The organism is Sphingopyxis sp. (assembly GCF_016463645.1).
Classification (GTDB): Bacteria; Pseudomonadota; Alphaproteobacteria; order Sphingomonadales; family Sphingomonadaceae; genus Sphingopyxis.
Window position 1 is genome coordinate 1 of record NZ_JAEMQX010000037.1, and the last position, 14251, is coordinate 14251.

At 65.7% G+C, this 14251-nt stretch carries 13 protein-coding genes; 8 read left to right on the forward strand and 5 right to left on the reverse strand.

Annotated features, from left to right (window positions below):
* The first annotated feature begins 99 nt into the window (after window positions 1-99).
* From JHC57_RS09980 to JHC57_RS09990, 3 genes are read left to right on the forward strand one after another with little or no spacing between them, the layout of a single operon-like run.
* Window positions 100-1191, forward strand: a complete 1092-nt coding sequence (locus JHC57_RS09980; RefSeq protein ID WP_294029850.1) for an alpha/beta hydrolase — start codon at window positions 100-102, stop codon at window positions 1189-1191.
* Complete coding sequence (locus JHC57_RS09985; RefSeq protein WP_294029851.1) at window positions 1188-1538, forward strand: DMT family protein; 351 nt, start codon at window positions 1188-1190, stop codon at window positions 1536-1538. The genes JHC57_RS09980 and JHC57_RS09985 overlap by 4 nt, the downstream gene beginning before the upstream one ends.
* 17 nt (window positions 1539-1555) lie before the next feature.
* The gene (locus JHC57_RS09990; protein ID WP_294029852.1) at window positions 1556-2728 is read left to right on the forward strand and encodes a carboxynorspermidine decarboxylase; all 1173 of its coding nucleotides are present in this window, start codon (window positions 1556-1558) and stop codon (window positions 2726-2728) included.
* Here JHC57_RS09990 and JHC57_RS09995 read toward each other — a convergent pair.
* Window positions 2709-4367 (reverse strand): FAD-dependent oxidoreductase, encoded by a 1659-nt coding sequence (locus tag JHC57_RS09995; RefSeq protein ID WP_294029853.1) that lies wholly within the window; start codon window positions 4365-4367, stop codon window positions 2709-2711. The genes JHC57_RS09990 and JHC57_RS09995 overlap by 20 nt on opposite strands.
* 261 nt (window positions 4368-4628) lie before the next feature.
* Here JHC57_RS09995 and JHC57_RS10000 point away from each other — a divergent pair, with 261 nt between their 5' ends.
* From JHC57_RS10000 to JHC57_RS10020, 5 genes are all read left to right on the forward strand, one after another.
* Window positions 4629-5822, forward strand: coding sequence for a type III PLP-dependent enzyme (locus JHC57_RS10000; protein ID WP_294029854.1), 1194 nt, complete (start codon window positions 4629-4631; stop codon window positions 5820-5822).
* Window positions 5823-5910: 88 nt separating this feature from the next.
* Window positions 5911-7242, forward strand: coding sequence for an MFS transporter (locus JHC57_RS10005; RefSeq protein ID WP_294029855.1), 1332 nt, complete (start codon window positions 5911-5913; stop codon window positions 7240-7242).
* A 72-nt stretch (window positions 7243-7314) separates the two neighbouring features.
* The gene (locus tag JHC57_RS10010) at window positions 7315-8460 is read left to right on the forward strand and encodes a CoA transferase (RefSeq protein WP_294029856.1); all 1146 of its coding nucleotides are present in this window, start codon (window positions 7315-7317) and stop codon (window positions 8458-8460) included.
* A 65-nt stretch (window positions 8461-8525) separates the two neighbouring features.
* Window positions 8526-8957 carry an MAPEG family protein gene (locus JHC57_RS10015; protein WP_294029857.1) on the forward strand — a complete coding sequence of 144 codons (432 nt, stop codon included), beginning with the start codon at window positions 8526-8528 and terminating at the stop codon, window positions 8955-8957.
* Window positions 8958-8970: 13 nt separating this feature from the next.
* The gene (locus tag JHC57_RS10020) at window positions 8971-9405 is read left to right on the forward strand and encodes an MAPEG family protein (RefSeq protein WP_294029858.1); all 435 of its coding nucleotides are present in this window, start codon (window positions 8971-8973) and stop codon (window positions 9403-9405) included.
* A gap of 1 nt (window position 9406) precedes the next feature.
* Here JHC57_RS10020 and JHC57_RS10025 read toward each other — a convergent pair whose 3' ends face one another.
* Genes JHC57_RS10025 through ilvD form a run of 4 tightly spaced genes read right to left on the reverse strand, consistent with a single transcriptional unit; the run spans window position 9407 to window position 14238 of the window.
* Window positions 9407-10606 carry a class I SAM-dependent RNA methyltransferase gene (locus JHC57_RS10025; protein ID WP_294029859.1) on the reverse strand — a complete coding sequence of 400 codons (1200 nt, stop codon included), beginning with the start codon at window positions 10604-10606 and terminating at the stop codon, window positions 9407-9409.
* A gap of 1 nt (window position 10607) precedes the next feature.
* On the reverse strand, window positions 10608-11960 hold the full coding sequence (locus tag JHC57_RS10030) for an NAD(P)H-hydrate dehydratase (protein WP_294029860.1): 1353 nt from the start codon (window positions 11958-11960) through the stop codon (window positions 10608-10610).
* Window positions 11961-11992: 32 nt separating this feature from the next.
* Window positions 11993-12382, reverse strand: a complete 390-nt coding sequence (locus JHC57_RS10035; protein ID WP_294029861.1) for a hypothetical protein — start codon at window positions 12380-12382, stop codon at window positions 11993-11995.
* The gene (gene ilvD / locus JHC57_RS10040) at window positions 12379-14238 is read right to left on the reverse strand and encodes a dihydroxy-acid dehydratase (RefSeq protein WP_294029862.1); all 1860 of its coding nucleotides are present in this window, start codon (window positions 14236-14238) and stop codon (window positions 12379-12381) included. Before ilvD ends, JHC57_RS10035 begins: the two co-directional genes overlap by 4 nt.
* Window positions 14239-14251: the final 13 nt, after the last annotated feature.

Here is a 14251-nt window from a genome sequence, read left to right on the forward strand (position 1 = left end):
ACAACAACCCGTCGCCCGATGCCAGCCGAGTTATAACGTCGGTGGCCTCGGGTTCGCCGGGATGACGACATTGGGCAGGCGGCGCGTTAAAGACCGGGCATGAGAATCGCCGTCTTTACTGTCGCGCTGATCGCGGCTCTCGCCGTCACCCCATCCCGCGCCCAGACCGGAGACGCCTACGCCCCGGCACGTGCGATCGTCGCCGACATCGGCAGGATCGTCACGCCCAACGGAGTGCAGGAAACCTTCGAGATCACGCTCGGCGGCGCACGGCAGGTGGTCAACGTCCGCGGATCGGACCGCGAAAATCCCATCCTCATCTTCGTCCACGGTGGCCCCGGAGCGGTCGAAATGCCCTTCGCTTGGGCGTTTCAGCGGCCGTGGGAGGATGTCTTCACCGTCGTCCAGTACGACCAGCGCGGCGCGGGACGCAGCTATCCGCTGAATGACCCGAAGACGCTCGCTCCGACGATGACGCCCGAACGTTACCGCGACGACGCCATCGAACTGATCGAACTGCTGAGGAAGCGTTACGGCAAGCGCAAGGTCGTGCTGCTGGGGCACAGTTGGGGCTCGATCGTCGGCCTGTCGGTCGCGGTGAAACGCCCCGACCTGCTCTACGCCTATGTCGGTGTCGGTCAGGGCATCGATTTTCGCGAAGGCGAGAAGGCCGGCATGGCGTGGACGCGTGCGAAGGCGCTCGCTGCGGGCGACAAGGCGGCGGTGGCAGCCATCGATGCACTCGCGCCTTATCCGCAAGGCGAGTTCACGATTGCCAAGGCCGACGGCTGGCGCAAATTTGCGATCCCCTATGGCTCGCTCATCCATAACAAGCCCGACCTCGAATATTATTTCCGGACCCCGCGCCTCTCGCCCGAATATACGGCAACCGACATAGAGGCGTGGGGCAAGGGCAGCGAGTTTTCGGTGACGACGCTCTGGCCGCGCCTCGCCGACGTCAGCTTCACGAAGGTGAGGAAGGTGGATGTGCCGCTCGTCTTCCTGCTCGGACGGCATGATTATACTGTCCCTTCGCCTGTGGCCGCCCACTGGTTCGAACAGGTTGAAGCACCCTCGAAGAAGCTCGTCTGGCTCGAACATTCGGCGCATATGCCGATGGTCGAGGAGCCGGGGCATTTCTTCGCCGCGCTGCTTCGCGACGTGCTGCCGCTGACGAAAGACAAGAAATGACCGCCTATCTCGCACCGATCGGACTGCTGTTCGTATCGAACATTTTCATGACCTTTGCGTGGTACGGACAGCTCGGCGCGGTGTCGCGGCCGATCTGGCTGGCGGTGCTGATCGCGTGGGGAATCGCCTTCTTCGAATATTGCCTCGTCATTCCCGCGAACCGCATCGGCTATGGCGCGTACAGCGCCGCCGAACTCAAGACCTTGCAAGAAGTGATCACGCTGATCATATTCGCCGGGTTCGCGGTCTTCTGGCTCGGTGAGAAGCTGACCCTGAACCATCTCGTCGGCTTCGGACTGATCGCGGCGGGGGCGTTCTTCATCTTCAAGGGACCGATTGCGGTCTGACAGGATTTTACAGCGACATGGAAACCCGTGCCGGCGATCCCGGAGCCTTTGCCCGCTTCGACCTGACCCGCGTCCCCTCCCCGGCCTTCGTGGTCGATGCCGCGAAAGTGCGCGCGAACCTCGCGCTGCTTCGCCATATCGGCGACGCGTCGGGCGCGCGCGTGCTTGCGGCGCTCAAGGCCTTTTCGATGTGGCCGCTGGGATCGACCGTCGCGGGCTATCTCGACGGCGTCTGTGCCTCGGGCCTGTACGAAGCGAAGCTCGGCCGCAGCGAATATGGCGGCGAAGTCGCCACCTATTGCGCGGGCTACAAGGAAGCCGACCTGCCCGAGATCGCGGCGCTGTCGGATCACCTCATCTTCAATTCGCCGGGGCAGATCACGCGCTTCCGCCCGTTGCTCGACGAATTGCGCGCGAAGGGCGAGACGTTCGACATTGGCCTGCGCATCAACCCGATGCACAGCGAGGGCGAGGTCGCGAAATATGATCCCGCCGCGCCATGCAGCCGCCTCGGCTTCCCGATCAGCCAGCTATTGCCCGAACATATGGAGGGCGTCGACGGCGTCCATATGCACAGCCTCTGCGAACAGGATTTCCCGCCCCTGCAGCGGACCTGGAACGCGGTGCAGCCGATGCTCCGCCCCTTCTTCAGCCAGCTCAAATGGATCAACTTCGGCGGTGGCCATCATGTGACGCGCGCCGATTATCAGGTCGACGACCTCATCGCCTTTCTCAAGCAGGTGCGCGCCGCGACCGATTGCGACGTGATGATCGAGCCCGGCGAGGCGATCGCGCTCGATGCGGGCATCCTCGTCGGCGAAATCCTCGACCTGTTCGACAACGGCATGCCGATCGGGATCACCGACATTTCGGCGACCTGCCATATGCCCGACGTCATCGAGGCGCCCTATCGTCCGGCAATGCTCGACGAAGGGAGCGAGGGCATGGCGACGCGTCTTGGCGGCCCGTCGTGCCTCGCGGGCGACGTCATCGGCGACTATCGCCTGCCCGGCGGCGCACGCATCGGCCAGCGCTTCGCCTTCCTCGACCAGGCGCATTATTCGATGGTCAAGACCAACACCTTCAACGGCGTGCCGCTGCCGTCGATCTGGCTGTGGGACAGCGAGAGCGACGAACTGGGGCTGGTCCGCGAATTCGGCTACGAGGATTTCAAGACGCGGCTGGGGTGATCTCCGCCAGCGCCTGGTGGATGTCGCTGACCACGACCGACCCCTCGCCGACCGACGAAGCGACGCGTTTCACCGATCCCTTGCGGACGTCGCCGACGGCATAGATGCGCGGCCAGCTCGTCTCGAACCGGCTCGGCATGCGGTCGAGCGACCAGCCCGCCTTGACCAGTTCCAGCGGCGCGATATCGGTACCGGTCTTCACGAAGCCGCGTTCGTCGCACACCATTTCCTTGGGCAACCAAGTCGTGTTCGGGCTTGCGCCGAGGAAGAGGAACAGGAAACCGCAGTCGCAATGATCCTCGGCCCCGGTCTCGCGGCAGCGATAGGTCAGCCCTGCCAGATGCTCCTCGCCGTGGAGCGCGACGACGTCGGTCGACGGAATGATCTCGATATTCGGATGCTCCTCGAGCCGCCTGACCAGATATTCGGACATCGTCTCGCGCAGGCTCGACCGGCGGAAAATGACATGGACCTTCTTCGCGACGCTCGCGAGATAGATCGCCCCCTGCCCCGCCGAATTGCCCGATCCGACGATCGTCACCTCGGCATTGCCGCAGAGCTGCGCCTCCATCGGCGTCGCGCCATAATAGATGCCGCGGCCTTCGTAGGCTTCGATACCCTCGATCGGCAGGCTCTGATATTTTGCGCCGCTCGCGACGACCACCGCGCGACTCCTGAGCTTGCGCCCGTCGGCGAGATGCAGGCAATAGGCGTCGCCGTCGCGGTTGATCGACGCGGCGCGTACCGGCGAAACCAGCCGCGCCCCGAACTTCTGTGCCTGCACCGTGGCGCGCCGCGCGAGTTCGTTCCCCGAAATGCCGGTCGGGAAACCGAGATAATTTTCGATCTTCGACGAGGTTCCCGCCTGCCCGCCGGGCGCGAACGAATCGAGCGCGATCACCGTCAGTCCCTCGGATGCCGCATAGACCGCCGCCGCGAGCCCGCCCGGGCCGCTGCCGACGACGAGTACGTCGGCCGTCGCGCCATCGGGCAGCAGGTCGAGCCCGAGCCCCGCCGCCAATTGCTCGGGCGTCGGCTGGACCAATACTTCGGCCGCACCGAGAATCGCCACCGGAAGCTGCTCCTCGCTCAGCCCGCGCTCGGTCAGAAGATGCGCGGCAACGGGGCCGTCGGCAGGATCGAACCAGCGGTGCGCGACGCCATGCTTCATCAGGAGGTCGCGCATCGCATAGACGCTGCGGTCCATTGCCGCGCCGATGATGATCGTCACCGCAAAACCGCGATGTTTGCTGAACTCGCGCCGCGCCGACAAGATGCGGACGAAGATATCCGAAAAATGACTGTTGCCTGCGATCAGCCGCTGGAAATCGCCATGTGCGATCCGCAATATGTCGCCGTCGGCGCCCATTTCGACACGCGACAGATGGCGCTGCCCGGTCAACACCGACAGGTCGCCCGCGAACTGCCCGTGCTCCATCCAGCCGACGCGTTTGCGCCCTTCGTCGGTCGACGCAAAAATGTCGGTGTGCCCCGACAGGGTGACGATGCAATCGGGCGCCATCGCGCCTTCCTCGACCAGCAGGTCGCCCGCCTTGTGCGACTCGACGGTACCGAAGCCGCGCAGTTCGTCCAGTTCCGCGTCGGTAAATGTGTGATTGACCTCGGCGCGAGAAACCATGGCGGGAGCGTCCTTTCCGATCGACTTGTACAATATCCCTAGCGAGGCACCGGACCTTTGTCTTGTGTCTCGCTTTTGCGCCGGTCGGCGCACGTCAGCCCCGTTTCGGCGCGCGTGTTACCGCAGCGTTACAAAATTGCGCGATAGGGTCTTTACAGGGGGGAACCCCCTGCATATATCGCACCCCCGCTGCCCCAGGGGGACTTCCAATAACCGCAAGGCAGCCTTTGTGTTGAACGTTATTTTTGGGGGTCCCTTGAGTTGCACCAGCATCATAGCGCCCACGGGCTGATTCAGGCACTTTCGCCGGTCGAACCTGTTACGCTTGTCCGCCCGCACGCCGCGCGGCGCGCAGCGCGTTTCTTCATCGAGCGATTTCCCGGCACGACCATGTATGCGGTCAAGGCGAATCCATCGCCCGACCTGCTGCGCGTGCTGTGGGATTCGGGAGTCACGCACTATGACGTCGCCTCGATTGCCGAGGTGCGTCTGGTCGCCCGCACGCTTCCCGAAGCGACGCTCTGCTTCATGCATCCGGTAAAGGCCGAGGAAGCGATTTCCGAAGCCTATTGGAAGCACGGCGTGCGCACCTTCTCGCTCGACACGCTCGACGAACTCGAAAAGATCGTCCGCGCCACCGAGGGTGCGCAGGATCTGAACCTGCTCGTGCGCCTCCGCGTCTCGTCGGATCACTCGAAGCTCAGCCTCGCCGCCAAGTTCGGTGCCGAAGCCGACGAAGTCGTCGAACTGCTGATGGCGACCCGTCAGGCGGCCGATGCGCTCGGCATCTGCTTCCACGTCGGCAGCCAGGCGATGACGCCGCATGCCTATGCGCAGGCGATGGAACGCGTCCGCGCGGCGATCGTCGCGGCGTCGGTCACCGTCGACATCGTCGATGTCGGCGGCGGCTTCCCGTCGTCCTATCCGGGCATGGAGCCCCCGCCGCTCGACGCCTATTTCGAGACGATCCATCGCAGCTTCGAAAGCCTGCCGATCAGCTATTCGGCAGAACTATGGTGCGAACCGGGCCGCGCGCTGTCGGCCGAGTACAGCTCGCTGATCGTGCGCGTCGAAAAGCGCCGCGGCGAGGAACTGTACATCAACGACGGCGCATATGGTGCGCTGTTCGATGCCGCGCATGTCGGCTGGCGCTTCCCTGTCACGCTGCAGCGCGACGGCGAGAGCGACGCCGAAATGGTGCCGTTCAGCTTCTATGGCCCGACCTGCGATGATCTCGACCATATGGCGGGCCCCTTCTTCCTGCCGGCGGATATCAAGGCGGGCGATTTCATCGAAATCGGCATGCTCGGCGCCTATGGCTGTGCGATGCGGACTAAGTTCAACGGTTTCGGCGCCGACGAGACCCATGTCGTCAGCGACGAACCGATGGTCAGCCTCTACACCGGCGAAGTCGAACAGGAACGCCGCAGCGCGACGGTGACCAAGCTGTTCTGACGGACGCAAAACCGGGAAACAGGAGGGCCGGCGCAGCGATGCGACCGGCCCTTTCGCTTTTGGAAGCGCGCGCTAGATTGCGCTGCCCATGCAGCCCTTCCATCATCTCCTCGCCAACAATCTGATCGCCAACATCACCAATTTCACGGTGTGGTTCGCGCTGACCTTCTGGACCTTCCTCGAAACGCAATCGGTGTTCGCGACGGGGATGATCGCGGGCATCTATCTTGTGCTGACGGCGATGCTCGGCGTCTGGTTCGGCAGCCTTGTCGACCATCATGGCAAGCGCAACATGATGCTGGTGTCGAGTATCGCGTCCCTCCTCCTTTACACGGGCGCGCTCGGCGGATTCCTGCTCGACCCCGACATCCGCGGCGCCGAAACACGAAGCCTGACGCTCTGGCTCTTCATCCTCGTGTCGATGCTGGCCGTGATCGTCGGCAATATCCGCATGATCGCGCTGCCGACGCTCGTCACACTGCTGGTGCCCGAGGACCGCCGCGACAAGGCGAACGGGCTCGTCGGCATGGTCGGCGGCATCGGTTTCCTGACCACCTCGGCGATCAGCGGCTTCCTCGTCGCATGGGGCGGCATGGCCGGCACATTGATCTTTGCGATCGCCTTTTCGCTGGTGGCGATAGCGCACCTGCTCTTCATCCGCGTCGACGAACCGCGCGATGCGGGCGGCGACGCCGAACCGCGCCGTATCGATCTCGCCGGAACCTTCCGCGTCGTTCTCGCCATTCCGGGGCTCTTCGCGCTGATCCTCTTCTCGTCGTTCAACAATCTCCTCGGCGGCGTCTTCATGGCGCTGATGGATGCCTATGGCCTGTCGCTGATGAAGGTCGAGGAATGGGGCCTGCTATGGGCGGTCATATCGTGCGCCTTCATCCTCAGCGGCGTCGTGATCGCACGCACCGGACTGGGCGCCAACCCGGTGCGGACCCTGCTTCTCGTCAATCTCGGCGCCTGGATCGTCGCCGTCTTCTTCACCGTCCAGTCGTCGATCCTGCTACTCGCGGTCGGCTGCTTCATCTGGATGTTCCTCGGCCCCTATGCCGAGGCGGCCGAGCAGACGACGCTGCAAAAGGTCGTGCCGTTCGAGCGGCAGGGCCGGGTCTTCGGCTTCGCCCAGTCGGTCGAACTCGCCGCCTCGCCGCTGACCGCCTTCCTGATCGCACCGCTGACCCAGTTCGTCTTCGTCCCGCTGATGACGACCGGATGGGGCGCCGACGCGATCGGCGACTGGTATGGCCGCGGTCCCGAACGCGGCATCGCGATCGTCTTTTCGATCGCCGGCCTGCTCGGTGTGCTCGCGACGATCGCTGCATTCCGGTCGCGATCCTATCGCAGCATATCAGCCGCCTATGCCGCCGGCAGCGACGGCGAAGCAGGCGGGCTGGCGGAACAGCCGACCTGACGACGAAGCCTCTTTCGTTTTACTTTGCAATCATTCTATCCTGCCGGCCCAACAGGGAGAGGACGCGCGCATATGTTGTCAGGTATCCGGATCGTCGATCTGACGACCGTCATCTTCGGTCCCTATGCGACGCAGATGCTCGCCGACCTCGGCGCCGAGGTGATCAAGGTCGAAACGCCGGGCACGGGCGACGTGTCGCGCTATCTCGGCAGCGGCGTCCCCGACCCCACGATGGGTTCGATCCATCTCACCGTGAACCGTGGCAAACGCTCGATCGCGCTCGATCTGAAAAAGCCCGAAGACGCGGCGGTGCTGCGGGACCTGATCGCGAGCGCCGACGTCTTCTTCCACAATGTGCGTGGGCGGGCGATCGCGCGCTTGGGCTTCGATTATGAGGGGTGCAAGGCGCTCAAGCCCGACATCATCTACGTTCACGGCACCGGCTTCGGGCAGGACGGTCCCTACGCCGACCTGCAGGCCTATGACGACGTCATCCAGGCGGCGAGCGGGACGACCAGCCTGCTGCCGCGCGTCGACGGCAACCCCCGCCCACGCTATGTCCCCTCGCTGATCGCCGACAAGGTCGCGGGCCAGTTCGGCGCGCAGGCGATCCTCGCCGCGCTCGTCCACAAGCTCCGAACCGGCGAGGGACAGGAGGTCGAGGTGCCGATGTTCGAATGTTTCGCATCCTTCATGCTCGTCGAGCATCTCCGCGATGACACGCTCGATCCGCCGATCGGCCCCGCGGGCTACCCGCGCCAGCTCGACCCGACGCGCCAGCCCTTTCCGACCAGCGACGGCTATCTCGCGATCGTCCCCTATACGCCCGAATCGACCGCGCGGCTGATGGGTCTGCTCGGCAGCGCCAGCCTGCTCGAAACCCCCGAATATGAAGCGGCGAAGGCGAAGGGCCGGCATATGCCGATCATCTACAGCGAGATCGCGCGCAAGACGCCGGCAAAGACGAGCGCCGAATGGCTGGAGCTATTTGCCGCCAACGACATCCCCGCCATGGCGGCGCGCGACCTTCAGGATATCAGGGAAGATCCGCATTTCGTCGCGACGGGGTTCTTCCGCCATCGCATCCACCCCGACGTCGGCGCCTTCCACGAAATGCAGCCGCCGGTGAAATATGGCGCAATGCCGCCGCACGACCTCGGCTTCGCGCCACGCGTCGATGGCGACGGCGCCGCGATCCGGAGCGGACTGGCACGCTGAACTTCGCCGGTTGCATTGTCGGCGCAGCGCCCTAGCATCGCCGCAAAACAGGCAGGGGGAGCCATATGTCCGAAAGCCTTCTCGCACCCGGCGCGGTGCTCGTCCTCTGGACATTGATCGTCCTCGTCTGGGCCGGCGTGTCGCGTTTTCGGGGTTTTGCCAAGGCAGGCATCGACCTGAAGGCCGCACCGCCGGGCGGGCGCGGCGTCGATCTGGAGGGCGTGCTGCCACCGCTCACCAACTGGAAATCGCACAATTACACGCATCTCTGCGAACAGCCGACCATCTTCTATGCGGTGCTCGTGTTCCTGCAGCTCTCGGGCGGCAACACCGATCTCACGCGCGGGCTCGCCTGGGCCTATGTCGTGCTGCGCATCGTCCACAGTCTCTGGCAGTCGACCGTCAATCGCGTCCCGGTGCGTTTCATGATCTTTTCGCTGGCGACATTGTGCCTGTTCGCGCTGTCGCTGCTCGCGGTGATCGCCACTTTGGGTTGAGGGGGAGAAAAAGATGGATACGAACGCAATATTGGGACCGGTCGCGACGCTCGCGCTCTGGTCGATGGTGATGTGGGTGTGGATGTACGCGACGCGTATCCCGGCGATGCAGCGCGCCAAGATCGATGCCGCGAAGATGGTCGGCGGCACCGGCAAGGGGCTCGATGACGTGCTGCCCGCCGAAGTGCAGTGGAAGGCGCACAACTACAACCATCTGATGGAACAGCCTACGGTCTTCTATGCCGTCGCACTGGCACTCGCGATCGGCGGCATGGGCGGCGGGCTCAATACGCAGCTGGCGTGGGCCTACGTCGCGCTGCGCATCGTCCACAGCCTGATCCAGGTAACGGTGAACCGCGTGATGTGGCGCTTCGGCGTCTTTGCGCTCGCCAGCCTCGCGCTGTTCGCACTCTGCGTCCATGCCTTCATGGGCTTCGTGCTGCACTGAGTCAGCGCGAGAAACGCGCGGCCAGTTCCACATGGGTCGACCAGCGGAACTGGCCGACGGGCTGGACCCAGTCGAGCGTGTAGCCGCTTTCGGTCAGGATTTTCGCATCGCGCGCAAAGCTCGCGGGATTGCAGCTGACATAGGCGATCGCGGGAACGGCCGACGCCGCAAGCTGCTTGGCCTGCTCCTCCGCACCGGCGCGCGGCGGATCGAGGATGATCGCGCCGAAGCGGTCGAGTTCGGCGGGCACCAGCGGGCGGCGGAACAGGTCGCGATGCTCGGTCGCGACCAGCGCGCGGGCGCGGTTCGCGGCGCCGGTCAGCGCCGCGATCGCGTCGCGTGCGCCCTCGGCGGCGTAGACTTTGCGCCCGGCCTGCACCGAAAGCGCAAAGGTGCCGACGCCGGCGAACAGATCCGCCACCGCGCCGGCGTCGCCGATCGCCCGGGTCACGGCATCGACCAGCGCGGCCTGCCCCGCCGCCGTCGCCTGCAGAAAGGCGAAGGGCGGCACTTCGACGAGGATATCGCCGAACCGCATCGTCGGCGGCTCCGGCTGCCACAGGACCTCGAGCCCGTCGCCCTGATCGATCGCGAAGCGCGCGAGATTGTTCGCACCGGCAAAATCCTGCAGCGCCATTGCGGCATCGAGCCCCTCGGCCTTCACGCCATCGAGGATCAGTTCGACGCCCTGGTCGAGCATCTGCAGCTTGACCTTCACCGGGCGCCGCGGCTGCGCGATCGTCGCAAGCAGTTCGCGCACCGGTTCGATCAGCGCGAACAGCTCGGGCAGCAGCAGCGGGCACATGCGCATGTCGACGATCTGGTTGCTCTGCGCGGCGTTGAATCCGATCGCGACCTGCCTGCCCGTGCGCAGCGCGGTGAGCGCGGCACGGCGGCGGCTTTGCGGCGGCGACAGCACCGCGGGACGCACGTCGCCATAGGGCACGTCCTGCCCCTCGAGCCCGCCGACGACGCGATCGCGCACGAATTGGGCAAGTGCCGGTTCGGCGACATGCTGCAGCTGGCAGCCGCCGCATTTGCCGAAATGGCGGCATACCGGTTCGGTGCGGTTCGGGCCGGGGATGATGATTCCGTCGTCGCGCACGCGGTCGCCCGGGACGCCGCCCGCAACATGGCGGCCGTCGGCGGTCACGCCATCGCCCCGCGCAGCGATGCGCTCGATCAGCGCTGCTTCACTCATTTCAGTTCCTGACCAGATCGTCGGCTACAAGGCCGGGGCCTATACGCGCGGCCTGCGCGATATGCCAGCCCACCGCAGCGACCGCCGCATCGAAGGCGTCGCCGCCGCGCGCCAGCATCGCGCCGCACGCACCGGCGAGCACATCGCCCGTCCCCGCCGTCGCCAGCCACGGGCTCCCGGGCCATGCCGCCGCGACGCGACCGTCGGGCGCGGCGATGATCGTGTCGGCGCCCTTGTAAATGACCACCGCGCGTGTGCGCGCGGCCGCCGCCTTCGCGCGATCGATCTTGCTGCCGTAAAGCTGCGGGAAGGCGCGCGAAAATTCGCCTTCATGCGGCGTCAGGATCGCTTTTCGCGGCGTCTCCGACAGGCGCGGCAGCGCGGCGTCGATCGCGGCGGCGTCGAGTACCAGCGGCTTGCCCGAGTCGAGCGCGGCTTCGACGTCGAAGAGCAGTTCGTCACCAGCCGGAAATCCGGGTCCGATCACGACCGCCCCGACGCGCGGGTCGTCGAGCCGCTCGCCGAATTTCTCGTCGCTTTCGGTGATGATCGCCGAAAGGGGGGCACGCTCGCTGCCGTCGAGCACGACATAACCTGCCCCGGCCCGCAGGGCTGCGGCCGCTGTCAGCCCGGCGGCGCCGCGCATCGGCCCGGCGAAGACCAGCACCATGCCGCGCGTGAACTTGTGCGCTGCCGCACCGGGCTTTGCGGTCCGGCCCTTCGGCAACGTCCGCATCGCCTTGTTCGCCGCTATGCCGATCGGCGCGAGCAGGACGCGGCCGCATGCCGGCGCGGCCGGAAGCAGGACATGCGCGGGTTTGAGCGCGCCCAGCGCGAGGGTCACGTCGGCGGAAAGCGGCGGCATCCAGTCGGCCGCTGCATCGCTGTCGACCCCGCTCGGCACATCGACCGCCAAAATCCGCCGGTCGGCAAAATGCCCGAGGATCGTCGCCAGCTGATCCGAAACCGGACGCGACAGGCCCACGCCAAACAGCGCATCGACGATCAGGGGCGCTGGGGCGAGCCGGCCATCAAGGGGCTCGACGGGGCCGGCCCACCCGGCTCGCGCCGCCTTTGCCAGGTCGGTCGCGGGCTCGGCCAGCGCGGCAACGCGTACTGCCGCCCCGCGCTTCGCGAGCAGCCGTGCCGCCACATAGCCGTCACCGCCATTGTTGCCCGGCCCGCAGAGGATCAGGATCGGCGCGCCCGCCGCCATCCGCCATGCGGTGTCGGCCACCGCCGCGCCCGCGAGGTCCATCAGTTCGGACAGCGACGTCCCCTGGATCGCGCAAGCGGCCTCGGCCTCGCGCATCGCCTTGGCGGTCAGGATCGGGGCATCGTCGGGAAGCGACATGGCCTTGCCCTATCACGATCGCGCGATAGCGCCTACTTCGCGCCGCCGGTATTGGCGGGAAGGCGGTAGCGATCGTGGCCGATCGCGACCTCGATGATATTGTCGCCGACGATGCTGACCCTCGCGGGCTCGGCCCCGTCCGCCGATATGACCCCGCTTCCGTCGGTCGTGATCTGCAGGCGGCGGTATCCGACATTGGCACGCCCGACGACCAGCACCGCGCCATTTTCGCCGCTCATTTCCTCGACGGTACAGGTGCGGTCGAACAGCTTGGCACCCTCGAGCGCGCATTCGATACGGCCGTCTTCAGCGGCTTGGCGCGATCCGCGCGCTTCGGCCTCGGCAAGGTCGCCGTTGTCGGGCGTGCGGTTGCATCCCGCGAGTACCACCAGCGTCAGCAATACCCCCCCAAGCCTTGTCATCCCTTGCCCTTCAGCTGCGACAGGTCGCGCACCGCGCCGCGCGCGGCGCTCGTCGTCATCGCGGCATAGGCCTGAAGTGCTACCGAAACCTTGCGTGGGCGCGCTTTTTCGGGCTGCCATGCCCCCTCGCCTTTCGCCTCCATCGCGGCGCGGCGCTCGGCCAGCACGTCGTCGGCCACCGCGAGCGTGATCGTCCGCGACGGAATATCGATGTTGATCAGGTCGCCATTCTCGACCAGTCCGATCGTGCCACCCTCGGCCGCTTCGGGCGAGACATGACCGATCGACAACCCCGAGGTGCCGCCCGAGAAGCGCCCGTCGGTGATCAGCGCGCACGCGGCGCCCAGCCCCTTCGATTTGAGATAGCTCGTCGGATAGAGCATTTCCTGCATCCCCGGCCCGCCCTTCGGCCCCTCGTAGCGGATCACGACGACATCGCCCGCTTCCACCTGTCCGGTCAGGATGCCGGCGACCGCCGCGTCCTGGCTTTCGTAGACCTTGGCGGGACCCGAGAATTTGAGGATGCTCTCGTCCACCCCCGCGGTCTTCACGATGCAGCCGTCGAGCGCGATATTGCCCGACAGCACCGCGAGCCCGCCATCCTTGCTGAAAGCATGCTCCGCCGAGCGGATCACGCCGGCCTCGCGGTCGAGGTCGAGGGATTCCCAGCGCCGCTCCTGACTGAAGGCGGTTTGCGTCGGCACCCCGCCGGGTGCCGCCATGAAGAATTTCTGCACCGCGGGGTCGTTCGTTCGCGCGATATCCCATTTGTTGAGGGCGTCGCCAAGGGTCGCGCTGTGCACGGTCGGCAGGTGCGCGTGGAGCAGTCCTGCGCGTTCGAGCTCGCCGAGGATCGCCATGATCCCGCCCGCGCGGTGGACGTCCTCCATATGAACGTCGCTCTTCGCCGGCGCGACCTTCGACAGGCACGGCACGCGCCGCGACAGCCGGTCGATGTCGGTCATCGTGAAGTCGACACCGGCCTCGTGCGCCGCCGCGAGCAGATGGAGCACCGTATTGGTCGATCCGCCCATCGCGATGTCGAGGCTCATCGCGTTCTCGAATGCCTCGAATGTCGCTATATTGCGCGGCAGCACGCTGTTGTCGCCTTCCTCATAATGGCGCCGGCACATTTCGACGACGATCCGCCCCGCACGCAGGAACAGCTCCTTGCGATCGGCATGCGTCGCCAGCGTCGAACCATTGCCCGGCAGCGAAAGGCCCAGCGCCTCGGTCAGGCAGTTCATCGAATTGGCGGTGAACATGCCCGAGCACGACCCGCAGGTCGGGCACGCCGACCGCTCGATCGCGGTCACCTCTTCGTCGGTGTATTTCTCGTCCGCCGCGGCGACCATCGCATCGACCAGATCGAGCGCGACCTCCTTGTTCTTCAGGATCACCTTGCCGGCCTCCATCGGCCCGCCCGACACGAAAACGACCGGGATATTGATGCGCAGCGCCGCCATCAGCATGCCCGGGGTGATCTTGTCGCAGTTCGAGATGCACACCATCGCGTCGGCGCAATGCGCATTGACCATATATTCGACGCTGTCGGCGATCAGGTCGCGGCTCGGCAGCGAATAGAGCATCCCGTCATGCCCCATCGCGATCCCGTCATCGACCGCGATCGTGTTGAATTCCTTGGCGACCCCGCCTGCCGCCTCGATTTCGCGCGCGACCATCTGACCCAGGTCCTTCAGGTGGACATGCCCCGGAACGAACTGGGTGAAGCTGTTGACCACCGCGATGATCGGCTTGCCGAAATCGCTGTCCTTCATCCCGGTCGCGCGCCAGAGGCCGCGGGCACCGGCCATATTGCGGCCGTGGGTGGTGGTGCGCGAACGATATGAAGGCATTTTCAACTATCCT